General features: G+C 64.7%; 17 protein-coding genes. 6 read left to right on the plus strand and 11 right to left on the minus strand.

All coding sequences use genetic code 11. From position 1 onward, the window contains the following. The first annotated feature begins 251 nt into the window (after positions 1-251). Entirely contained in the window at positions 252-3,284 is a 3,033-nt protein-coding gene (locus G6O69_RS19085) for an RHS repeat-associated core domain-containing protein (protein ID WP_172304944.1), read from the plus strand. Then, complete coding sequence (locus G6O69_RS19090) at positions 3,284-3,535, plus strand: hypothetical protein (protein WP_172304945.1); 252 nt, start codon at positions 3,284-3,286, stop codon at positions 3,533-3,535. Before G6O69_RS19085 ends, G6O69_RS19090 begins: the two co-directional genes overlap by 1 nt. Before the next feature lie 287 nt (positions 3,536-3,822). Here the strand turns inward: G6O69_RS19090 and G6O69_RS19095 are convergent, their stop codons facing one another. Together G6O69_RS19095 and G6O69_RS19100 are read right to left on the minus strand one after the other, a co-directional pair. Further along, entirely contained in the window at positions 3,823-4,575 is a 753-nt protein-coding gene (locus G6O69_RS19095; RefSeq protein WP_172308270.1) for an ATP-binding protein, read from the minus strand. After that, positions 4,568-5,575 carry a DDE-type integrase/transposase/recombinase gene (locus tag G6O69_RS19100; RefSeq protein ID WP_172304946.1) on the minus strand — a complete coding sequence of 336 codons (1,008 nt, stop codon included), beginning with the start codon at positions 5,573-5,575 and terminating at the stop codon, positions 4,568-4,570. Before G6O69_RS19100 ends, G6O69_RS19095 begins: the two co-directional genes overlap by 8 nt. Before the next feature lie 147 nt (positions 5,576-5,722). Between G6O69_RS19100 and istA the strand changes: the two genes are divergently transcribed. Then, positions 5,723-7,168, plus strand: a complete 1,446-nt coding sequence (gene istA / locus G6O69_RS19105; RefSeq protein WP_172301650.1) for an IS21 family transposase — start codon at positions 5,723-5,725, stop codon at positions 7,166-7,168. Then, positions 7,165-7,923 carry an IS21-like element helper ATPase IstB gene (gene istB, locus G6O69_RS19110; RefSeq protein ID WP_172301660.1) on the plus strand — a complete coding sequence of 253 codons (759 nt, stop codon included), beginning with the start codon at positions 7,165-7,167 and terminating at the stop codon, positions 7,921-7,923. The genes istA and istB overlap by 4 nt, the downstream gene beginning before the upstream one ends. 13 nt (positions 7,924-7,936) lie before the next feature. Here the strand turns inward: istB and G6O69_RS19115 are convergent, their stop codons facing one another. From G6O69_RS19115 to G6O69_RS19125, 3 genes are all read right to left on the minus strand, one after another. Further along, positions 7,937-8,479, minus strand: coding sequence for a hypothetical protein (locus tag G6O69_RS19115; RefSeq protein ID WP_172304947.1), 543 nt, complete (start codon positions 8,477-8,479; stop codon positions 7,937-7,939). Beyond that, entirely contained in the window at positions 8,476-8,631 is a 156-nt protein-coding gene (locus G6O69_RS19120) for a hypothetical protein (protein WP_172304948.1), read from the minus strand. Before G6O69_RS19120 ends, G6O69_RS19115 begins: the two co-directional genes overlap by 4 nt. Before the next feature lie 1,403 nt (positions 8,632-10,034). After that, a complete protein-coding gene (locus G6O69_RS19125; protein WP_172304949.1) occupies positions 10,035-12,851 on the minus strand; it encodes an RHS repeat-associated core domain-containing protein in 2,817 nt (938 codons plus the stop codon). A 230-nt stretch (positions 12,852-13,081) separates the two neighbouring features. On the opposite strand from G6O69_RS19125, the gene ltrA reads away from it, so the two are divergent. Further along, positions 13,082-14,902: a group II intron reverse transcriptase/maturase gene (gene ltrA / locus G6O69_RS19130; RefSeq protein ID WP_172304950.1), complete on the plus strand. Its 1,821-nt coding sequence runs from the start codon at positions 13,082-13,084 to the stop codon at positions 14,900-14,902. 194 nt (positions 14,903-15,096) lie between these two features. Here the strand turns inward: ltrA and G6O69_RS19135 are convergent, their stop codons facing one another. Beyond that, on the minus strand, positions 15,097-15,519 hold the full coding sequence (locus G6O69_RS19135; protein ID WP_172304951.1) for a hypothetical protein: 423 nt from the start codon (positions 15,517-15,519) through the stop codon (positions 15,097-15,099). A 260-nt stretch (positions 15,520-15,779) separates the two neighbouring features. On the opposite strand from G6O69_RS19135, the gene G6O69_RS19140 reads away from it, so the two are divergent. After that, on the plus strand, positions 15,780-16,841 hold the full coding sequence (locus tag G6O69_RS19140) for a hypothetical protein (protein WP_172304953.1): 1,062 nt from the start codon (positions 15,780-15,782) through the stop codon (positions 16,839-16,841). A gap of 104 nt (positions 16,842-16,945) precedes the next feature. On the opposite strand, the gene G6O69_RS19145 is transcribed toward G6O69_RS19140, so the two are convergent. The 5 genes from G6O69_RS19145 to G6O69_RS19165 form a co-directional block, all read right to left on the minus strand. After that, the gene (locus G6O69_RS19145) at positions 16,946-17,302 is read right to left on the minus strand and encodes a hypothetical protein (RefSeq protein ID WP_172304954.1); all 357 of its coding nucleotides are present in this window, start codon (positions 17,300-17,302) and stop codon (positions 16,946-16,948) included. A 4-nt stretch (positions 17,303-17,306) separates the two neighbouring features. Further along, positions 17,307-20,645, minus strand: a complete 3,339-nt coding sequence (locus G6O69_RS19150; RefSeq protein WP_172304955.1) for an RHS repeat-associated core domain-containing protein — start codon at positions 20,643-20,645, stop codon at positions 17,307-17,309. A 207-nt stretch (positions 20,646-20,852) separates the two neighbouring features. Further along, positions 20,853-21,101: a hypothetical protein gene (locus tag G6O69_RS19155; protein ID WP_172301260.1), complete on the minus strand. Its 249-nt coding sequence runs from the start codon at positions 21,099-21,101 to the stop codon at positions 20,853-20,855. Continuing rightward, the gene (locus tag G6O69_RS19160; protein ID WP_176396956.1) at positions 21,067-21,414 is read right to left on the minus strand and encodes a hypothetical protein; all 348 of its coding nucleotides are present in this window, start codon (positions 21,412-21,414) and stop codon (positions 21,067-21,069) included. The genes G6O69_RS19155 and G6O69_RS19160 overlap by 35 nt, the downstream gene beginning before the upstream one ends. A gap of 164 nt (positions 21,415-21,578) precedes the next feature. Beyond that, on the minus strand, positions 21,579-21,845 hold the full coding sequence (locus tag G6O69_RS19165; RefSeq protein WP_172304957.1) for a hypothetical protein: 267 nt from the start codon (positions 21,843-21,845) through the stop codon (positions 21,579-21,581). Positions 21,846-21,903 lie beyond the last annotated feature (58 nt).

Here is a 21,903-nt window from a genome sequence, read left to right on the forward strand (position 1 = left end):
GGTCACGGGCGAGAACGGCCGCCTAGAGAAATTTGAGAGAGCGCCTTGCAACGTAAGCACTCGGTGAGGGCATCTGTCGCCGGCTTCGACCCAGGCCGACGAGCGGCGGACGCCAGCAACCCCGCTCCCCCCCACCAAACTCGTCCAGATCACCGCCAAGCGCCGCTGGTCTCGTCCCGATGCCGCCAAGGTCGTCCAGGCCTGGCGCGACAGCGACCTCAGCCGCCAAGCCTTTTGCGAGCGCTACGACATTGACGAGCAGCGCCTGGCTCGCTGGGCCAAGAACTTCCCGGCGCTGCCTCGACTGGCCGAGGTCGTCGTGGTCGGCGAGCTCCCCATTTCTCAGCGTCGCCCACAACAAGACCACCACCAACGAAGACGAGTACATCGAGACCCGCAGCGTCCTCGACATCCAAGGCAAAGTCCTCGCCGTCATCGACGCCCGCGGTAACACAGCCGAAGCCCGCACCTACGGCATGCTGGGCCAGTCGCTGCGCGTGACCAGCGTCGACGCCGGAGACCGCTGGCACCTGCGCAACGCCCTGGGCCAGCCCATGCGCGTCTGGGACAGCCGAGACCAGCGCTTTTCCTTCTCCTACGACGCCTTGCGCCGGCCCACAGACCGTACCGTCAGCGTCGCTGGCGACAGCTCCGAGAAGTTGCTCGGCCGCATCCTCTACGGCGAGCAGCTCGACACGCCCGCCCTCACCAACCACCGCACCCGCGTCTACCGGGCCTACGACGGCGCCGGCGTGGCCACCACCGACGCCTTCGACTTCAAAGGCCACCCCACCTCCGAGCAGCGCCAGCTCGTCTCCCAAAAAACCGCTCAGCCCGACTGGAGCCCGCTGCTCGGCACCAGTACAATTCCCGCCATGGCCAACGCCGCCGCCCCACTGCTCGACGCCGAGGTCTTCTCGGCCAGCAGCACCCGCGACGCCCTCGGCCGCACCCTCACCGCTGTCTCCCCAGACGGCAGCGAGGTCGCCTACGGCTACGACGAAGGCGGCCTTCTCACCCGCGTAGACCTCCGCCACCGCGGCGGCCCCACCGTCGAGTCCCTCGTCGGCGACATCGCCTACGACGCCAAGGGCCAGCGCCAGTCCATCACCCACGGCCCCATCGATGCCCCCACCTCGACCACCGCCTACACCTACGACCCCCTCACCTTTCGTCTACAGCGCCTGACCACCACGCGCACCAGCGACCAGGCCCTGCTCCAGTCGCTCCACTACCACTACGACCCCGCCGGCAACCTCACCGACGTCCGCGACGCCGCCCAGCAGACCCTCTACTTTCAGAACACCGTCGTCGAAGCCGCCAACACCTACACCTACGACGCCCTCTACCGCCTCATCGAGGCCACCGGCCGCGAGCACGCCAGCGACGGCTCCGCCCAGCGCTCCCACGACCAGCTCCCCGTCGGCCCCCAGCCGATGACCTCGGACCCGTCGGCGATGCGGCGCTACACCCAGCGCTTCACCTACGACGTCGTCGGCAACATCCTCGCCCTCCAGCACATCCCCAGCACGGGCACTGGCTGGACCCGGCGCTACCAGTACGCCGAAGACGGCAACCGCCTCCTCGCCTCCTCCGCCCCCGGCGACGCTCAGAACGTCTACACCCACGCCTACACCCACGACGCCCACGGCAGCATGACCACCATGCCGCACCTGGCCGCGATGCTGTGGAACCACGACGACCAGCTCGAGCAAGCCACCGCCGGCACCACGACCGTCCACTTCCAGTACGCAGGAAGCAGCCGCGCCCGCAAATATACCCAGCACGCCGGCGCCACCACCGAAGAGCGCATCTACCTCGGCCCCTTCGAGCTCTACCGCAAGCGCGTCAACGGAGACCTCGACCTCGAGCGCGAGAGCTTGCACGTCAGCGACGGCACAGGCCGCATCTGCCTCATCGAGACCAAGACCATCTCCGACGGCGCCGCCATCCAAGACCCCCTCCCCATCTGGCGCTACCAGCTCGGCAACCACCTCGGCTCTGCGGCCATCGAGCTCACCCGCGCCGGCCAGGTCATCTCCTACGAGGAGTACCACCCCTACGGGACAAGCGCCTACCGTGCCCTCGACGCTGCCATCGACGTCAGCCCCAAACGCTACCGCTATACCGGCATGGAGCGCGACGAGGAGACGGGGCTCGCGTATCACACGGCGCGCTACTACGTGCCTTGGCTCGGGCGATGGACGGCTGCAGATCCCATCGGCCTCTCCTCCGGCCCCAACCGCTATCAGTACGCAACCTCCTCGCCAGTCTCACTCTCAGATCTGGAAGGCTGCCAGACCCTCGCGGAGCACTTTGCACAAGTACAAGGTCAGATCCGCCAGCTGGAGTCCAATCACCATCACCTCGAGCAAGCCATTGCACAGGCATTATCCACAGGAGACTTCCAGGCCGCGGAACAAGCCCAGATCGCCTTGCTCGAGCAAGACATCGCCCTCGGCCAACTCAGGCAACTCAAAGCACAAACAGAACACGCGCTCGCCCAAGCCACAGCCAAGGCCCTCGTTAGCGCCAACAACATGATGACTTCGGTCAATTCGAGTTCGGACACGAGGAACAACGAACTCGACATCCTCCAACTCGAACTCGACGCAGCCTCAGTCGCCTCCGAGTTGACGGTGTTTGGTGAGCCTATCGCAATGGTGCTCGACATCACAAATGCCGGCATCTCAGCGACTCGAGGCGACTGGGTCGCAGCTGGACTCTCAACAGCTGCCGTCATACCAGCTTTTGGCCTCATCGGAAATTTTGCTTTCGCGGCTCGTCTCGGCGACGATGTCATTGACGCCGGCGGGGATCTCGCAAAAAACTCCGTTCGCAAGAGGACTCCTGCCCCAGACGCCCCCAAGAAGAGCACGCTCCCCGATGGTGAGGGCGCCCAAGCTAACAGGGGTAACAGTGCTTCGTCTGCCGCAGAGGGGGGAGCTCGGGCACTACCAACGATTACAAAGGGCTCAAACCGTGAGATGCTCGGGCAAGCAGTTGGGCACCTGAAGCAAATGGGTGGATCGGCCGCAGACAAAGCCGCCACGTTCGAAGGTATGGCGGGTCAGATCAACAAGCTCAGTGGTGGAAGTTGGTCGGCCGCTCGATCTGCCGGCGCTGACGGAGCCCACATCTTTGCCGGTGAGTTCGGCGAAGCGCTGGTAGTGTGCCCCTCAGGTGCTCTGTTCCGGGGCAACGTTACCAAGATCGGGAGCGAGTTCGGCGTCGGCGCGGGCGGCAAACTCCAGCCCATCTACTCCGCGCTAAAAGGACTGTGATGGCCGGAAAATACGAAGAAGCATCAGCATTGATCAGCGAGGTCGAAGACCCTCGCAAGCGCGCCTTCCTGAGTTTCGGGATGAAGACCGCGCTAATGGACGAAAAAGTCACCGAGGTGGACCCCGAGTTCGATGTCCACAGGTTGTTGACCATTCTCTCGAAAATGTTCGAGAAGCCCAAGGTGATCGAGACCATCGTGAACGGGTCTCTAGACGAACTGACCTGGTTCCCACAGGAGCCCCGTGAGTAGTGGTCGACCTTTCAAAGCTCTAGGGCGACTATGAACGACTCAACAGCAATCGAAGAAGCGCGAAAGATGCACGGAGCGGGCGAGCCAAGGAACGCCATCCTGACGATGCTCCGGGCAAAAGGAACCTCGAAGGTGATGTCCATCAAGGTCTTGGCTGAGCTAGGGACTCCGCTAGTGTGCGCGCCAGAGGACTTGAAGGGCCCCAGGCTTGGTGTAGACGATCGCAAAGAACCGCGGGATTTCGAGCGCGGGATTTCGACTCTCTCAAAGCGCGGCCGGAGTTGGAGTCAGCGCTTACGCCGGGCCTTACGCTTTCGAGTCGAGCGGGCCTTGCTCTCCTTGACGCGGTACGAGGCACCGCGGATCTCGATGATCTCAGCGCGATGGCACAGGCGGTCGATCAAGGTGACCAGACAAGCGGCGCTCTCGAAGACCTGGTTCCACTCGGAGAAGGCCTTGTTGGTCGTCACGACGATCGGCACACCGCGCTCGTAGCGGCGGCGGACGACCTCGTAGAGCAGGTCGGCGTGGCGGTCGTCGTAGCGCAGGTAGCCGACCTCATCGAGGACGAGGAGCTTGGGCGCGACGTAGCGCTTGACCCGGGTGCGAAGCGTGGCGCCGTCGAGACCGGACAGGTCGTTGAGCAAGTCGGCGGCGACGCAAAAGCGGACGGAGTGTCCGCGCAAGGCGGCCTCGTAGGCGAGGTTTTGGGCGATCATGGTCTTGCCGACGCCGTTGGGCCCGAGCAAGACGACGTTGGCGGGCTCGGTCAGGAAGTCGAAGTCGAAGAGCTCCTCGACGAGGGCGCGGTCGATCTTGCTGGGGTGCTTCCAGTCGAAGTCGACGATCGGCTTGAAGGCGCCGATCTTGGCCGACTTGATCCGGTACTCGCGGCTTCGCTGAGCCCGCTCGCGCTCCTCGAGGTCGAGGAGCTTGGCGACCCAAGGCTCGCGCCCGAGGGCGTCCCAGGCGGCCAGGAGGCCGTACAGGCGCAGCTTGGCCGCGCGCTTGCGCAGCTGCTCGAGTTCGTCGTCAGTCATCATTGGGCTCGTCGGAGTCGCTGGTGAAGTCGTAGGTGGACAGGTCGTGGGGGCGGACGGCGAGGTCGCGCAGCTTGGGGTCGGGGAGCTCGACGGGGGTCCGCGGGCGGCGGCCGGCGGCGTGGCGACGCTGCTCGAGCAGCTGGCGGACGGCGGGGACGTGGACGACCTCCCGGGCGTTGATCTCGACGAGGGCAGCCTCGAGTTCGGCCGGGCCGTACTCGTCGAGCAAAGTCAGCAGCTGGGAGGTCACCCCGCCGAGGTTGAGGCCGCGCTCGGCCGCCCGGCGCAAGAGCAGATCCGCGGCCGGCGTCGCCGCCTGCAGCCGACCCATGCCGCGGCGGGCTCGGGCGCGCTGCTTGACCTCGGCGAGGGCCTCGACGTGAGCGGCGTCCTCGATGCGCTGGCCCTTGTCGTAGCTGCGCGCGTGCTCGGCGAGGAGCTCGTGGCCGTCGACGATGCGGACCCGCTCGACGCTGGCGAGCACGGTCAAGGTCGTGCGCACGGCCGTGTGCGGGACCGAGTAGTCGTTGTTGTCGAAGCGGACGTAGGGCGTCTTGCCGACCCGGACCCCGACGTGCTCTTGGCTCTCGAAGCGGTCATCGGGCAGGGCCAGCAGGGCCTCGCGCTCGTCGGCGGCGAAGGCCTCGGCGACGGACTTACCTGCGCCTCGCTCACCCGGCCACGGTCGCGCGTCGGCGACGGTCGTGCACCATTCGAGGGCTTGTGCGTTGAGGGTGTCGAGGTCGATGAAGTCGCGGGCGGCGAAGAAGCTGTCCCGAATGTAGCGAATGCTGCGCTCGACTCGGCCCTTCTCGTTGCCGCGGGCTGGAGCCGCCGCGCGAGGGCCGAAGCGGTAGTGACTCGCGAGCTCGAGCAAGGTCGGGTTGAAGCGGATCGCGTCGCCGAGGCGCTCGGTCACGGCGCTCTTCAAGTTGTCGTAGAGCAGCTCGCGGGGCACCCCCCCGAAGTGCTCGAAGGCGTCGACGTGACCGCGCAAGAAGCTGGCTGATCGACGACAATAACTTTTGCCGGTCGACGACAACTAAACCTGCCGGTCCGAGCCAGCCAGAACGCGCGTGGGACGCTGGGGAGCAGGAGCCCCCACGTGGTCACGGACGAGCAAGTACGGCTGCTACGGAGCAAGATGAACCAAGGCAAGACACAGCAGGCCGCAGCAGCGGCGGCGGGAATGAGCGTGAGGTCGGCGCGGAAGTGGCAGAGCGGGCCACTGCCCTCGCAGACCAAGGAGCCGCGGCACTGGCGGACGCGCAAGGATCCCTTCGAGGGGGTGTGGGAGGAGAAGATCGTCCCGCTGCTCGAGCGGGACAAGGAGGGCGAGCTCGAAGCCAAGACGCTGCTGAAGCAGCTGATCGAGGAGAAGCCCGAGCGCTTCAACCAGGGCCAGCTGCGGACGATGCAGCGGCGGGTCCGGGACTGGCGAGCGCTGCACGGACCAGACAAGGAGGTCTACTTCCAGCAAGAGCACCCGCCCGGCGAGGAAGCGGCGCTGGACTTCACCAACTGCAACGAGCTGCAGGTGACGATCGCGGGCGAGCCCTTCCGCCACCTGCTCTTCGAGCTGGTCCTGGTCGCGAGCGCGTGGACCTGGGCCTGCGTGGCGCTGTCGGAGAGCTACGAGGCGCTGGTCGAGGGGCTCCAGCGGGCACTGTGGGCCCTGGGCGGGGTGCCGCGAAAGCTGACTCTCGACAACATGTCGGCGGCGACGCACGAGCTGAAGAAGGCGCGGGGCCGGAGCCTCAACAAGCGCTTCGCGGACGCGTGCACGCATCTGGGCATCGAGACGGTCCGGCGCATCAACGTGGGCAAGTCGCACGAAAACGGCGCGGTCGAGGTCCGGCATCGGCGAACCAAAAAGCTGCTGAAGCAGGCGCTGATCTTGCGGGGCAGCCGGGACTTCGCCAGCGTCGAGGATTACGAGCGCTTCGTCCAGCAGACCCTCGAGCGCGAGCACAACCAGCACGTCACGGCGAAGCTCGAGCTCGAGAGCCCCTTGCTGAGGCCGCTGCCGATCAAGCCGGTGCCGACCTACACGACCGAGACGCCGAAGGTCCGGCGCTGGAGCACGATCAAGGTGCGGGGGCGGATCTACTCGGTGCCTTCGCAGCTGATCGGCCACCAGGTCGAGGTCCGGCTGCACGCCAACGAGGTCGAGCTGCGCTACGGCGGTGAGGTGGTCGAGACCTTCCCGCGGCTGCGAGGCGAAGGCGCGCACCGCATCGACTACCGCCACGTGATCGCCTCCTTGGTGCGCAAGCCCGGGGCCTTCCCCAACTACTGCTTCCGCGAGGAGCTGTACCCCTCGCTGATCTTCCGCCGGGCCTACGACGCGCTCGAGCGCGCTCGACCCGGGCGCGGCCACGTCGACTACGTGAGGATCTTGCACCTCGCGGCGATGACGATGGAGTCGACGGTCGAGGCCGAACTCGCGCAGCTGCTCGAGGCCGGCGCGCCCTTCGACTACGCGACGGTCAAGCAGCGGGTCCAGCCCACGGAGTCCGAGGTCCCGCAGCTCGAGGTCGGCGAGCCCGATCTGGGCGTCTACGACGAGCTGCTCGGAGGTGCGGCGTGAACCCTCGACCCCCCGCCCACGCCGAGCAGATCACCACGCTGCTGCGCAGCTTCAAGCTGACGACCGCGGCCGAGGAGCTGGTCCCGCGCCTGGTCACCGACGGCCACGAGCCAGCGCTGGCGACGATCGCCGAGGTCCTGGACCTCGAGGCCGAGGCCCGCCACGCTCGCCGAGTCGCTCGCCTGCGCCGGGCCTCGAAGCTCAGCGTCGGCAAGACCTTCGAGACCCTCGACGACAAGCGGCTGCCGCGACCGGTGGTCCGCAAGCTCCGCGAGCTGCAAGCCGGCGACTTCCTCGACGAGGCGATCAACGTGCTGGCCTTCGGCCTGCCCGGCGTCGGCAAGAGCCACGCCCTCGCGGCCCTCGGCCACGCCCTCGTCGAGCAGGGCCGCTCGGTGCTGTGGACGCCGACCTACTCGCTGATCCAGGAGCTGCTCGCGGCCAAGCGAGATCTGGAGCTGCCCCGGAAGCTGCGTCGGCTCGACAACTTCGAGCTCGTGATCCTCGACGACATCGGCTACGTCAAGCAGTCGGCCGAGGAGGCCGAGGTCCTCTTCACCCTGCTGGCCGAGCGCTACGAGCGACGCTCGACGGCGCTGACGAGCAACCTGGTCTTCAGCGAGTGGGACCGGATCTTCAACAACAAGATGGCGACCTCGGCCGCGATCGACCGGCTCGTGCACCACTCGGTGATCCTGGAATTCAACGTGTCCAGCTACCGGACCGAGAAGGCCAAGGGGCGCAAGAAGGGCTGACGCCCGACGACAACTACACCGGGCTGCGACAACTGCCCGAACGACAACTACCCCGCGCGCGAGGTCGCCGTGCACGGGGACGCGCAAGTCTCGCACCGGCAGGAATAATCGTCGCCAATCGGAAAAAATAATTGACGCTGATCACCCGGCCGACGACGACCTTGCCGAAGTGGCCCCAGTCGACCTGGGCCTGCTCGCCGGGCAGGAAGGTCAGGCGCGCGTAGGCCTCGGCCTTGGGTCGCGGGCGGACCTGGGCGACGAGGCGACGAAAGTGCGACTCGCAGCCGGTGTAGCCGCGGGCCTTGACCATCTGGTGCAGGCGGCTCGCGGTCAGCTTGGGGTAGCGCTCGAGGGTCGCGCGGATGAAGGGCATGTAGGGGTCGACGATCGACGGCCGCGGAGACTCGCGCGGCGCGGGGATCCCAGCCTGGTCGAGGACCCGGCGGACGACGCCGTGGTGGACTCCGAGTTGGGTCGCGATCGTGCCCACGGGCCAGCGCTCGGCCGCGCGTAGACGCAGGATCTCGGCCTCGAGCTCCGCGCTGACCCGCCTCATGACCAGGCTCCGTCAGCGTCGTCGCGGTGGCGGTCGGGCGCGGCCTCGAGCTCGGCCGCGGGCCAGGTACTCGTGGCGCAGCCAGCCGCTCGTTGGTCGGCCACAGTGAGTGCAGCGGGGTCGTGGTCGTCGGGGTCGTATCGTCGGGTCATGGTCTTCGGCCGCGACGTCCTCGTCTGCGGCGACCTCGACCCTGCGAGCGACGAGGCCGTCGTCGCTACGGTGGTCCGTCACTTTCGACTTTCGAGCCCGATAGCGGGCCTGTCGGGCCGCGTGGAGCCGACGGCCTCGGCGGCTTCGTTGGTACCGGGCGTTGCTCGCCCGCCTCGACTCGCGTCGGGCGAGGGTCGAGCAGGCTCGGCCACAGTAGACGTTGCCGTGATCGCAGCGGCGACACAGAACGACGAGCTGGCGACATCGACCGCAGTTGAACTGGCGGGCGCTCTCGGAATTCGGCGCGGGGACGGGTGCTCCTGTCCGTCAGCCAAAAATTGGACAGCGGCGTCTGGGTCGGGCACACCCGGCCTCGGTTGACACCACGGCTGCTTGCTCGGCAGCCTTTTGGAGGTCGGGAATTGCTGTCCCGGCCTTCTGCTTTGGTTGACCGCTGCGCCTTACTGGGGGTCTGGCGAGAGTCCAAGAAAGTCGACGAAGCCCGGGCTCGAGCCCCGCACTACGCGCAGGCTCGCGCTCGGATTCCCGCGGATGTCTGCCATCGTCGACACTTGGAGCACCGGCCGCTGACTTCGTTGCTCGTCAGTCATTTGTGCCCGACAAACTCCCTCCTCGCGCCTCGTCAGCAACCGGCGGTCCGGCGCCTGGGACCCTTCAAGTCCTCTGGCGCGTAAGCACTCGGTGAGGGCGTCTTGCGAACGCGAGCGCACGGAGGCTGTGGCACCGCCCTGCCCGAGCTCGAGCACCGAGCTCGATCAGCCAGCCACGACGCGGATGATGTGTATGGCCTCCGGTGGGATGGGCGGCAAGCTCCCACCTGGATCATCGATAACTACCTCACCCGGCCCGTGAGGCGAGTGCCTATCTCGCCTATTGTGGCCACATTATGTGACTACTTGATCTCCTGCTGAGCCCGAGAGAGAACGTCGCATAGCCAGCCCACTGGTACCACCGTGTCGCTAGTGTCAGCGAATACCCGGAGAGCAAGCTCGCCTTCGCTATCCTTCTCGACTCGCGCAAAGTGTTCCTCTCCATTCCAGATGTCGATGCAGAGTTCGTAGTCGTTGGCAGGGTCGTTCGTCAGGTCTGCTTTCCAAGTCATTGTGTCTACCTCCTTGTGAAGCGCTCCAGAAGGCCCACGAAGCGTCCACCCTCAGTGAACTGCGCTCCTGCTCCGTTTGGCAGTCGAATGTCGACCACTGGCCCGTGTACTTTGTGGGTTCGTCGCGTCACCGTTTTCGCGGGGTTTGCAAACAAGTTGTTCAGGAACTCTTCTCCTATCGCCGCGTTCTTCTGGGCGTTTCCGCCTGCGCTCTCGAAGAAGGTTACCTCCCTTTGTCCGTGCTTTTGGATTGCCCTGCCGACGGGAGAGACCCCTCCCTTACCTACCTGCGTTGCGTTGGCAAGAAACTCGGCTTCCGTTGACACTGACAATGCTGGCAGCGCCTTTGGTCCTCCCCCCCCCTGCGGCGGATGAAACGTTGCTTCGTACGGGTTTGGGCGTCGGTCTTTGAGCGGTCGGCGGTTTCCGTGGTGAGGGCGTCGCTGGGCGTTGACTCCGGGGACCTCCTCCCAGTGGCTGGCGTATTCCAGGAGCCATGACCGAGAAGGCCCCTCCGACACTGTTGACAGCCTCCGCGAGTTCAACGTTGCCGGTAACGCCAAAGGTCACCGCACCCGCAAATGGGCCAGTGACGACAGCCGCCTCACGTTGAAACTCTTGAGCATGTAGCTCCGATTCTGTAAATTGGCCACCGGCAGTCAGATAGACTCGAGAGGCCTTTGCCTTTTGGTCGCTCTCTAATTCATATTTTGCCTGCTGGTTCTGGAGCGACAATGCACGTCGTCCGATATCATACCTTAGGGTGAGCGAGATGCCTGATTTACTTACGCGTTCCGCCGCAGACTGATCCCCCGCAGCCAGATCGAGTACGGCACGATTGATGAATGCGGCTTTTTCGAGGTCCGCTACGACTGCCCGCAGTTCCTCGACTTCGGTCTCTGTCGCTCCGCTGCGCTCCAACTCTGATAGAATCGCGCGTTCACTCTGCAAGTCGCGTTCCAGAGCCCTGGTATCTTCTTGTTGTCGGCCCAGGGGGCTGTCGACGCCAACTTGGTAGGTTCTCCAACCAGTCTTTTTTGGTGGTGCGTTTCCATTTGGGTCGGCGACGCTGGTAGGGCGTTCTCCTGCATACCCATAACGATTCGGGCCATCTCCCAGCCCAATCGGATCCGCCGCTGCCCACCGCCCCAGCCACGGCACATAGTACCGCGCCGAGTGATACGCCAGCCCCGTCTCCTCGTCCTGCTCCATCCCCGTATACCGGTACCGCTTCGTCGACACGTCCACGCTCGAGTCCACCGCCCGATACGCGCTCGTCCCATACGGATGGTACTCCTCGTACGAGATCACCGCCCCAGACCCATCCACCTCCGCGCACGCCGACCCCAGGTGATTCCCCAGCTGGTATCGCCAGATCCCCACCGGGCTCCCCACGGCAGACCCACCATCGACGGTCTTCGTCTCCACGAGGCAGATCCGTCCGCTCCCGTCGCTGATGTGCAGCGACTCTCGCTCCACGTCCAGCACCCCGTTCACCCGCTTGCGGTAGAGTTCGAACGGTCCCAGGTAGATGCGCTCTTCCGTCGTCGTTCCCGTTTTCTGGGTGTACTTCCGGCTCCGGATCCCTCCCGCGTACTGAAAGCAGACCGTCTCGCTCCCAACCGTCACCTCCCGCAGTTCGTCGTCATGGTTCCACACCATGCTCGACAGATGGGGCATCGAGGTCATGCTCCCGTGCGCATCGTACGAGTACGTGTGCGTGTACGGTCCATTCGCCGGATCCCCCGGCGCCGAGTTGGCCTCGAGTCGGTTGCCGTACTCGTCGTACTCATAGCGCCGCGTCCACCCCGTCCCTGACGCCGGAATGTGCTTGATCTTCAGGATGTTGCCGACGCTGTCGTAGCTGTACGTTTGCGTGTACCGCCGCATTGCCGACGGATCACTCGTCATTGGCTGGGGTCCGCTCGAGATCTGCACGTCCGTCCGCTGGTTCGTCCCCTGCGTCGAGTGCTCGCGCCCGGTCGCCTCGATCAGCCGGTACATCGCGTCGTAGGTGTAACTGTTCGCTGCCTCGACCACGCTGTTTTGGAAGTAGACCGTCTGCTGCGCCGTGTCCCGGATGTCGGTGACATTCCCCACCGGGTCGTAGTGGTAATACAGCCTTTGCAGCGACGTATCGTCGCTCTCGCGGAGAGTCGACAGGTGCGCCAGCCGGTACGTCTGCGGGTCGTACCGGTAGCTCGTCGTCATCGTCGGGCTCGACGTCGAGCCGTGGATCACCTGTTCGCGCTGGCCCTTGGCGTCGTAGGCGATGTCGCCGACGATGGTGTCGAGGGTGGGGCCGCCGCGGTGGCGGAGGTCTACGCGGGTGAGGTGGCCGCCTTCGTCGTAGCCGTAGGTGACTTCGCTGCCGTCTGGGGAGAGGGCGGTGAGGGTGCGGCCGAGGGCGTCGCGGGTGCTGCTGGCCGAGAATGTCTCGGCGTCGAGCAGTGGGGCGGCGGCGGTGGCCATGGCGGGAATTGTACTGGTGCCGAGCAGCGGGCTCCAGTCGGGCTGAGAGGTTTTTTGGGAGACGAGCTGGCGCTGCTCGGAGGTGGGGTGGCCTTTGAAGTCGAAGGCGTTGGTGGTGGCCACGCCGGCGCCGTCGTAGGCTCGGTAGACGCGGGTGCGGTGGTTGGTGAGGGCGGGCGTGTCGAGCTGCTCGCCGTAGAGGATGCGGCCGAGCAACTTCTCGGAGCTGTCGCCGGCGACGCTGACGGTACGGTCTGTGGGCCGGCGCAAGGCGTCGTAGGAAAAGGAAAAGCGCTGGTCTCGGCTGTCCCAGGTGCGCATGGGCTGGCCCAGGGCGTTGCGCAGGTGCCAGCGGTCTCCGGCGTCGACGCTGGTCACGCGCAGCGACTGGCCCAGCATGCCGTAGGTGCGGGCTTCGGCTGTGTTACCGCGGGCGTCGATGACGGCGAGGACCTTGCCTTGGATGTCGAGGACGCTGCGGGTCTCGATGTACTCGTCTTCGTTGGCGGTGGTCTTGTTGTGGGCGACGCTGAGAAATGGGGAGCTCGCCGACCACGACGAGCTCGGCCAGTCGAGGCAGCGCCGGGAAGTTCTTGGCCCAGCGAGCCAGGCGCTGCTCGTCAATGTCGTAGCGCTCGCAAAAGGCTTGGCGGCTGAGGTCGCTGTCGCGCCAGGCCTGGACGACCTTGGCGGCATCGGGACGAGACCAGCGGCGCTTGGCGGTGATCTGGACGAGTTTGGTGGGGCTGAGCGGGGTTGTTGGCGTCCGCCGATCGTCGGCCTGGGTCGAAGCCGGCGACAGATGCCCTCACCGAGTGCTTAGTGCGCCGGGATAAACCGGCAGAGAGGAAGGAATGAAAGAGTCCAACACCGAAGGAGTAGCGACCCACGGTGACCCCGAGCCATGCGTCGACGATCGCGAGGTCTCAGGCGAAGCGTTGACAGGGGCACGTGCGGGCAGGGTATTGAGCCGCGAAATCAGGTCAACTCGGGGTGCCGACGCTGTTAAGCAAAGCGGAAGGCCACACGCCCAGCGCCGTCAGCGCGAGGAGTTGGGTGACCCCGCGCGGTCGGAGACCCCTCGCACGCACGGAACCTCTTTGCGCGAGAACCGGGAGATCTCCACCCCGCCCGAGCGAGATGGTGGCTCGGGCCGCACCGGGAAGGCCGTCGGCCACACGCCGGTGGTGCACGGGATGGAGAGGTCGGACGGGCCCATAGTACCGACGAAGCCGCCGAACGACGCCCGCAGGGCTGAGGAGGTGGTGGAGGGAAGGGGACCGACCAAGGGGAACACGGACGAGCAAAACGTGCGCCGGACGCAGTGCCGGGGAAGCACGCCAAGTGCGCTCGATCGTGTGCGGGAGGCGGCGAGGAAAGACAAGAAGATGAAGTTCACGGCGCTCTTTCATCATGTGACGCTCGAACGGCTGAGGGCCTCCTACTACGCGCTGCGTAGGCGGGCGGCTCCCGGCACCGACGGCGTGACATGGGCGGAGTACGGGCAGCGTCTCGAAGACAACCTTCGTGACCTGCTCGACCGACTCCACCGAGGGGCGTACCGAGGGAAGCCGACTCGGCGTGTCTACATCCCGAAGCCTGGCGGGCGGCAGCGTCCGCTGGGTATCGCGTCGTTGGAGGACAAGATCGTCCAGCGTGCGGTGGTCGAGGTGCTGAACGCCATCTACGAGACCGACTTCCTCGGCTTCTCCTACGGGTTTCGGCCTGGGCGGAGCCCTCATCAGGCTCTGGATGCCCTGGCTACTGGAGTCCAGCGGAGGAAGGTGAACTGGGTGCTCGACGCGGACATTCGTGGTTTCTTCGATGCCATCGACCACGAGTGGATGATCAAATTCGTCGAGCATCGGATCGCGGACAAGAGGATCGTTCGGCTGCTGCGCAAGTGGCTCAAAGCCGGCATCCTCGAGCAGGGGGAGATGACGTACCCCGAGGGTGGGACGCCTCAAGGAGCGACGATTTCGCCGCTTCTGGCGAACATCTACCTTCACTACGTTCTCGACCTTTGGGCCCAGCAATGGAGGAAGCGTCATGCTGTCGGTGAGATGATCATCGTGCGGTATGCCGACGACTTCGTGGTGGGCTTCCAGCGCGAGTCGGATGCGAAACGGTTCCAGAACGCTCTGCGCGCGCGACTGCACGCGTTCGAACTGGAACTGCACCCCGACAAGACTCGCTTGCTTCGCTTCGGCAGGTGTGCTGCGGCGCAGCGTCGAGACCGAGGGGAGGGACGGCCAGAGACCTTCGAGTTTCTGGGCTTCATCCACATCTGTGGGAAGTCCAGGCGCGGACGTTTCTTGCTGTTGCGTCACACATCGACCAAGCGCATGCGGGCGAAGCTGAAGGCCATCGGACGAGAGCTGATGCGTCGACGGCATCATCCGCTACCCGCTCAAGGAGCATGGCTGGCTCGCGTACTACGAGGTCACCTCGGGTACTATGCGGTGCCGACCAACATCGAGAAGCTGGGACAATTCTGCCGAGAGGTCGTCCGTCTCTGGTTGCGAGCGCTTCGGCGCCGAAGCCAGCGGCATCGACTAACCTGGGAGCGGATGAAGAACCTGGCTGGCCGATGGCTGCCGCGAGCTCAGATCCTTCATCCTTGGCCAACCATCCGCTTCGACGCCAACACCCGAGGTAGGAGCCCAGTGCGGTAGTTCCGCTCGCTGGGATCTGTGCGGGGGGCGGGCCGAACCCTCGAGCTAAGGCCCGTCCCTACCGCGACCGTTGCAAGGCGCTCTCTCAAATTTCTCTACGCGGCCGTTCTCGCCCGTGACCAACTCGAATTCCTGAAGCCCCTCCCGCGGATCTTCGCCATTGGTCACAGCTGTTCCCGTAAATCCATTTTCGGTCAGAGTGTCCTGTCAAATAATGTATATGCACCTTCGTGATGAAACATCCAAATCAGACTGCCGCCGAGTTCCGCAATTATCACATCTCCGTTAAAGAGGCATTCTCCGAACAGTATCAGGTGGCCAGCTACCAGCTCTTTTAGTTGCGACGATGCGACCGCGAGCCCGCCCCCATTGCTAGTGAGTGAATGGTCAGACACGACCATCAAATTCCCCTTGAATGGCGTGGGCAGTAAGTTCGCCATAATAGCGAGTTTTGCGTCTTCGTACTGCTCCCAATTGTTAATCGATGTCCAATGAGTGCTGCCCGCGGCATCACTGATCGAGTCCGGTGTTAGGGCGGAGGGGGTCGTACCTAAAATCCGGCCGAGATTGGCGAGGGCCATGGACGGCGTTATGCTGGTGGGTTTTGGCAAGGTCATCGGAGTGTCTCCTTTCCTTCAATAAAGATCTTCTCCACTACGCTGTGGCGTTTGCCGTCAAACTGTCGAATGGTAACATGTGGTCCCTCGTTCATATGTAAATGCCCCTCCAAATTGAACTCGATACGCGTTTTTCCATCTGGACTCTTCCTCCCGGGGCGGAGCCGATCCTGAGTAGGCTCCCCAGCGCGTTGCAGGAGGACGGCGACTCCCCGGTTGTGGTTTCCGAGGTTTGAGATCATGCTGGGCTGGAGGTCACCATGGCAAGCCGCATCGCTGGTGAGCTGAGCGTGGACCTGAACAGCCGCGAGCTCGAGAACATCCTGAGGGTGGTCGGGATGCGGCCTCCGAGCCGTTCGTTGCTCGAAAAGCGCGTCAAGCTGATGTCCGCCGACATCGTCGAAGACATCGACATGCTCGAGGCCGCGAGCAGGGCCGTGGAGGCCATCCCGCCGGGAGTGGCCTCGATCAGCTGCGGGCTCGATCGCTTCTCGGTGCGCATGGCTGAGCAGCTCGACGCCGACCTCGCGGAGGCGGCGCGACCGAAGCGGCGGCTCGCAGAGTACGTCCGCAAGCCGCCGCCCCCCAAGGAGCACCACTGGCGAAAGGCGTGGGTGGGCAGCGTCACCATCCACGACGCGGAGGGACAGGAGCTGCACACCTGGCGATACGCAGCCGATGCGGGGGAGGACGTCCGAAAGCTCGCCGAGCGGGTCGCGGCGGACGTGGCGTGGATCCTCCGTAGCCACCCACAGCTCCCGGTTCACGTGGTCCAAGACGCCGCGCCCGAGCTGCGTGCGCTGCCCGAGGCGTTGGCTCGAGTGCTGCCGAGCGACGCGAAGGTCCGGACCTCGATCGACTTCGAGCACCTGACGAGCAACTACCTCGATGCCGTCGTGGATGCCTGCGAGCCCGAGGGCGATCCCTTCAACATGAAGAGCTGGTATCGCGGCGAGCTCCTGCGCGACGACGACGCGATCGAGCGGATCTGGCGAGGTCTTCTGGAACGGGCGAAGCGACTGCCGGGCCGGGACACGACCGCTCGCACGGCGGTCGCGGCCGCGCTCAGCTACATACGCCATCGCAAACCGCTGATGCGTTATGCGTCGTCGTACGCGGCCAACCTGCCCATTGGTAGCGGCGCGACCGAGAGCACCTGCTGGACGATGCAACGCCGCGTCAAGCGCCCCGCGCAGTCCTGGGAGGTGCCTGGCCTGCGAGGAACGCTCACACTGCGAGCCCTCGTCATCTCGAAACGCTGGCGCGCCGTTTGGGCCACCTATGCCGCTGTCCATCGCCACGAGGTCACGCTCGCCCATTGATCAGGATCGAATCCACCTCGGTGACTTGTCTCCGGGGCTTCGCTCGCAGCGCCCCTGATCCTTGGCCTGCGTCGCGTGTACCGGTGTGCAAGGAAAAGCGACAACTATCGGTCCTCCCAGTCCTCTACAGCGTCACTCAAAGCCGCAATGAGCGATTCTACCATATCTGGTGATAGATCGAAGCGAAACAAGTCGGCTGAGGAGTCAGAGGAGAGCGACTTGAAGCTAAAGACTCCTTCCCTCCCTACTAGGTGCAGGGGAACGCCGAGTATCTCTCCGACAATCAACTCTCGATTCTCGCCAGCTCCCGTTGTGAGCATACCTTGCATCGCTCGCAATCCTCCGTCTGGCAACGAGTGCCACTGGAGGCCAAACTCTCCCGCGTTCAGGGCGACGGTGAGAAGACCTTCCTCCTCACCGTCGATCAGGAGATCCACGTGTACTGCTTCTGTGCTTCGCATGGGACTAGTCTCTCTTCAGGGGATTACCGTCGAATCCTACGTTCTGATGAGTCTTTCCACCATTCATTTGGACATCCCAGTGTGCTGGGTAACCAGCATGAGGTTTGTCTCGCAGCCAGATTCGCCCTTCCGTGTCAACGCGTCCTACTTCGCCCTGCCGGGGGCCATGCGCCACTTCGGCTGTCTTCACTTGTACTTTTCCTCGCTTCGTGACGAGGGCCGGTTGAAACGGAGTCTCTCCTCCTAGCGGAAGCTGCGCTTTGTCAATCTGCTTCCTCACCTTGTCCGGGAGCTTCTCCACCCACTTGGGCACTCCCTCGCTTGCGGTGGATGAAACGTTGCTTCGTACTGCTGCTTTCGCTTCGTGACGGGCCTCGCCATTTACACCTTTTGCCGAAAGCGTGAGGGCTTGAGCCTCTTTTCGGGCGAGTTTTTTTGCGGATCCTGCAATAATTCGGTCTCCCCCAAATGTGTAGATATCTAAGACCGTGAAGATGACGTCGAGGCTGACTTGTGTGAGTGCGTTGCGTGCTCTTTGTTCGTCGCCAAGCTCAATGGCCGCTCCTAGTTGTCCTGCATCGTGCGGGAGGTCTACTAATCCTATTAGCGGAAGGAACTCTGCGATTAGTGGCCGGTTGTAGTGGTCGGCGTCTTCGACTTCGAGTTGGTGCTCTAACTCTCGGTAAACTTCTGCCTCATACTCTGCGTCGGTCTTTTTCCGCGGCGTGGGGTTGTCTTCGGTTTGGGATGTTGCGGTTTCGCTATGTTCTGTTTCTTCTTCAACCTCAGTCGTCTGAGGTGACTGCGGTATGATATATGAGGGATAGAGCTCGGACGTGGGGGAAGATGGCGTTGGAAAAGAGTCTATTGTGTTTGATAGCCATCCTTTGTTCCCGTTTGGATCTGTTGTTATGGTGGGTTTGTTTTTTGTGTAGGTGTACTGGTTCAGGCCATCGGCTAGCCCCATGGGATCTGCAGCCGTCCATCGCCCGAGCCAAGGCGCGTAGTAGCGGGCCGTGTGATAGGCGAGCCCCGTCTCCTCGTCGCGCTCCATGCCGGTATAGCGGTATCGCTTGGGGCTGACGTCGATGGCAGCGTCGAGGGCACGGTAGGCGCTTGTCCCGTAGGGGTGGTACTCCTCGTAGGAGATGATCTGGCCGGCGCGGGTGAGCTCGATGGCCGCAGAGCCGAGGTGGTTGCCGAGCTGGTAGCGCCAGATGGGGAGGGGGTCTTGGATGGTGGCGCCGTCGGAGATGGTCTTGGTCTCGATGAGGCAGATGCGGCCTGTGCCGTCGCTGACGTGGAGGGACTCGCGCTCGAGGTCGAGGTCTCCATTGACGCGTTTGCGGTAGAGTTCGAAGGGGCCGAGGTAGATGCGCTCTTCGGAGGTGGCGCCGGCGTGCTGGGTATATTTGCGGGCGCGGCTGCTTCCTGCGTACTGGAAGTGGACGGTCGTGGTGCCAGCGGTGGCTTGCTCGAGCTGGTCGTGGTGGTTCCACAGCATCGCGGCCAGGTGCGGCATGGTGGTCATGCTGCCGTGGGCGTCGTGGGTGTAGACGTGGCTGTAGACGCCCTGGGCGTCGCCGGGGGCGGAGGAGGCGAGGAGGCGGTTGCCGTCTTCGGCGTACTGGTAGCGGCGCGTCCAGCCGGTGCCGGCGCTGGGGAGGTGTTGGACGGCGAGGATGTTGCCGACGACGTCGTAGGTGTAGCGCTGGGTGTAGCGCCGCATTGCCGACGGGTCCGTCGTCATCGGCTGCGGGCCGACGGGGAGCTGGTCGTGGGTGCGCTGGGCGGTGCCGTCGCTGGCGTGCTCACGGCCGGTGGCTTCGATGAGGCGGTAGAGGGCGTCGTAGGTGTAGCTGTTGGCGGCCTCGACGACGGTGTTTTGAAAGTAGACGGTCTGCTGGGCGGCGTCGCGGATGTCGGTGATGTTGCCGGCGGGGTCGTAGTGGTAGTGCAGCGACTGGAGCAGGGCCTGGTCGCTGGCGCGCGTGTTGGTCAGGCGCTGTAGACGAAAGGTATGGGGGTCGTAGGTGTAAGCGGTGGTCGAGGTCGGGGCTTCGACGGGGCCGTGGGTGATGGACTGGCGCTGGCCCTTGGCGTCGTAAGCGATGTCGCCGACGACGGTCTCGACGGTGGGGCCGCCGCGGTGGCGCAGAGTCACGCGCTGTAGGTTGCCGCCTTGGTCGTAGCCGTAGGTGACCTCGCTGCCGTCTGGGGAGAGGGCGGTGAGGGTGCGGCCGAGGGCGTCGCGGGTGCTGCTGGCCGAGAATGTCTCGGCGTCGAGCAGTGGGGCGGCGGCGGTGGCCATGGCGGGAATTGTACTGGTGCCGAGCAGCGGGCTCCAGTCGGGCTGAGAGGTTTTTTGGGAGACGAGCTGGCGCTGCTCGGAGGTGGGGTGGCCTTTGAAGTCGAAGGCGTCGGTGGTGGCCACGCCGGCGCCGTCGTAGGCTCGGTAGACATGGGTGCGGTGGTTGGTGAGGGCGGGCGTGTCGAGCTGCTCGCCGTAGAGAATGCGGGTCAGGAGCTTTTCGGGGCCGCCGGCGACGCTGACGGTACGGTCTGTGGGCCGGCGCAGGGCGTCGTAGGAGAAGGAAAAGCGCTGGTCTCGGCTGTCCCAGGTGCGCATGGGCTGGCCGAGGGCGTTGCGCAGGTGCCAACGGTCTCCGGCGTCGACGCTGGTCACGCGCAGCGACTGGCCCAGCATGCCGTAGGTGCGGGCTTCGGCTGTGTTACCGCGGGCGTCGATGACGGCGAGGACTTTGCCTTGGATGTCGAGGACGCTGCGGGTCTCGATGTACTCGTCTTCGTTGGTGGTGGTCTTGTTGTGGGCGACGCTCAAAAATGGGCGGCCGAGGGTGTCGAGGTGGACGACGCTGGGCGTGTTGGCGTGGGCGGCCGCGAGCTGGGCGGCGCGCTTTTCTTTTTGCAGGGCTACGTCGCTGCCGGCGTAGTCGATGCGCTGGGAAAACCAGGCGCTGTCGAGGACGGTGTCGTTGGGGTCGAAGCTGGTCTGCTGCCAGGGGTCAAACTCGACAGACGAGAACGTCCCGTTCGGGAGCTCGGTTCGGATCAGACGGCCGAGCGGATCGTAGTGGTTGAGGGCGGTGACGCCCTGCTCGACGAGCTCGGCTTCGTCTTCGTAGTCGGGGGTGCTGGAAAAGTAGGGCTCGTAGGCCTTGAGGGGGTTGCCCTTGTTGTCGCGGATGACCCGGCCGTTGCCCACCCAGCGCAGGTCGGGGCTGGTGTCTTGCATGACGAGCTGGCCCTCGCCGTCGAGGACGAGCTGGCCGTTTTGGTCGCGCTGCGGCGCGAGTCCGGGGCGGGCTTGGGCCTTGGTCATGACGACGGCGCCTGCACCTGAAAAGTAGGTGCGCTGCTCGAGCCAGCGGGTGCTCGGGTCTTGGTGGGTCTCGCGGGCCCTCGACTTGGCCCAGTTGGGTTTTCCTGTGGTGACCCAGGAAAAGAGGTCGTACTCGAAGGTGGCGGTGGGGTCCTCGAGGGTGTCGCCGTCGCTGTCGCCAGCCTTGCACCGAGACGATGGTGTCGATCACGTCGTTTCGCTCGTCTCCTGCTCGCCCTCGCCCTCGCCCGTCTGCTCGCCCTGACCGGGCTCGCGCGCTGGCGTGGGTGAAGAGAAGGCCGCGCTGACAGGCGCCGGTGCGACCGCGACCACGACCGAGACCGGCGAGCTCGCCGACATCGTCGGCTCCGCCTCCTGCATCACCCGGTCTGCGATCGCGTCCGCCTCTCGCTCGAGCGGATCATCGACGTCGCCCACCTCCAGCTTCGCCTGCACCCCAACAGGCAACCCACCGAGTCCTGCTCAGGCAGCGATCCGCGCCCTCCGTCGGCTGCCATCCCTCACAAGTCTCCGCGATCCTTCGCATCGTCGCGGCCTCGTAGCGGGTGGGTCTGGCGGTCACCAGCAGCACCGTGCGTTCGCGGAGAAGGTCGACCAGCCAGGCCCGATAGCGCTCGTGGGCAGCGATCCAGTCCGCGTAGCAACCTCGACGGCCAAAGCGTTCGGCACTGTTCTCGGCGAGGGTGTGGTTGAGGTGGAGCAGGACGATGGGCTCAGGGCGGGTCTCGCGGAACAGCGGGAGCGTCATCCGGCTCTCAGTCTAAGCCCAGAGTGCTCGTCCAGGCGATCGCCGAGTTGAAGTTGTCCGGCCGGGCGCGTCGATCTCTTGCAGCTTTATCGTTGGCCGGTTCACTCCCACCGTGCTCCTTGGCCCGTGTGGCGTCTGCCGGCCACCTTCAGGTCACCCTCGGGTCACGTATCCGATTCGCGCCGCTTCAGCATCGACGCGAGTTCCGCCGTTGAGTTCTGAAACTGCAACTGACTTTTTGAATCGAGCACACGGTCTCCGGCACTCACAGGCCGGTTTCCAACCGCGGCCTCATCCGCGATACGAATAAGAACAGGGCGCAACCGTTCGGCAACAGTCTTTTCCAGCAGTGAGAGATGAAGCCCATCCAGCGCAACGGCTTGATCTACGCAGTACAGAAGCTCGTCGTCGTTTCCGACTTCCTCCTTCACGTGGGCAAGGAATCCACAGAAAGCCCACCGGGCTACAGTCCACGCCTCATTTTGGTTG

The sequence above is a fragment of the Pseudenhygromyxa sp. WMMC2535 genome, assembly GCF_011083025.2.

What these genes read in the sequence shown, in the direction of transcription:
- G6O69_RS19090 (WP_172304945.1), top strand. Translation starts at nt 3,284, where the DNA reads ATGGCCGGAAAATACGAAGAAGCATCAGCATTGATCAGCGAGGTCGAA.
- G6O69_RS19095 (WP_172308270.1), bottom strand. Translation starts at nt 4,575, where the DNA reads ATGACTGACGACGAACTCGAGCAGCTGCGCAAGCGCGCGGCCAAGCTG.
- istA (WP_172301650.1), top strand. Translation starts at nt 5,723, where the DNA reads ATGAACCAAGGCAAGACACAGCAGGCCGCAGCAGCGGCGGCGGGAATG.
- G6O69_RS19115 (WP_172304947.1), bottom strand. Translation starts at nt 8,479, where the DNA reads ATGAGGCGGGTCAGCGCGGAGCTCGAGGCCGAGATCCTGCGTCTACGC.
- G6O69_RS19120 (WP_172304948.1), bottom strand. Translation starts at nt 8,631, where the DNA reads ATGACCCGACGATACGACCCCGACGACCACGACCCCGCTGCACTCACT.
- ltrA (WP_172304950.1), top strand. Translation starts at nt 13,082, where the DNA reads ATGAAAGAGTCCAACACCGAAGGAGTAGCGACCCACGGTGACCCCGAG.
- G6O69_RS19135 (WP_172304951.1), bottom strand. Translation starts at nt 15,519, where the DNA reads ATGACCTTGCCAAAACCCACCAGCATAACGCCGTCCATGGCCCTCGCC.
- G6O69_RS19140 (WP_172304953.1), top strand. Translation starts at nt 15,780, where the DNA reads ATGGCAAGCCGCATCGCTGGTGAGCTGAGCGTGGACCTGAACAGCCGC.
- G6O69_RS19145 (WP_172304954.1), bottom strand. Translation starts at nt 17,302, where the DNA reads ATGCGAAGCACAGAAGCAGTACACGTGGATCTCCTGATCGACGGTGAG.
- G6O69_RS19150 (WP_172304955.1), bottom strand. Translation starts at nt 20,645, where the DNA reads ATGACCAAGGCCCAAGCCCGCCCCGGACTCGCGCCGCAGCGCGACCAA.
- G6O69_RS19160 (WP_176396956.1), bottom strand. Translation starts at nt 21,414, where the DNA reads ATGACGCTCCCGCTGTTCCGCGAGACCCGCCCTGAGCCCATCGTCCTG.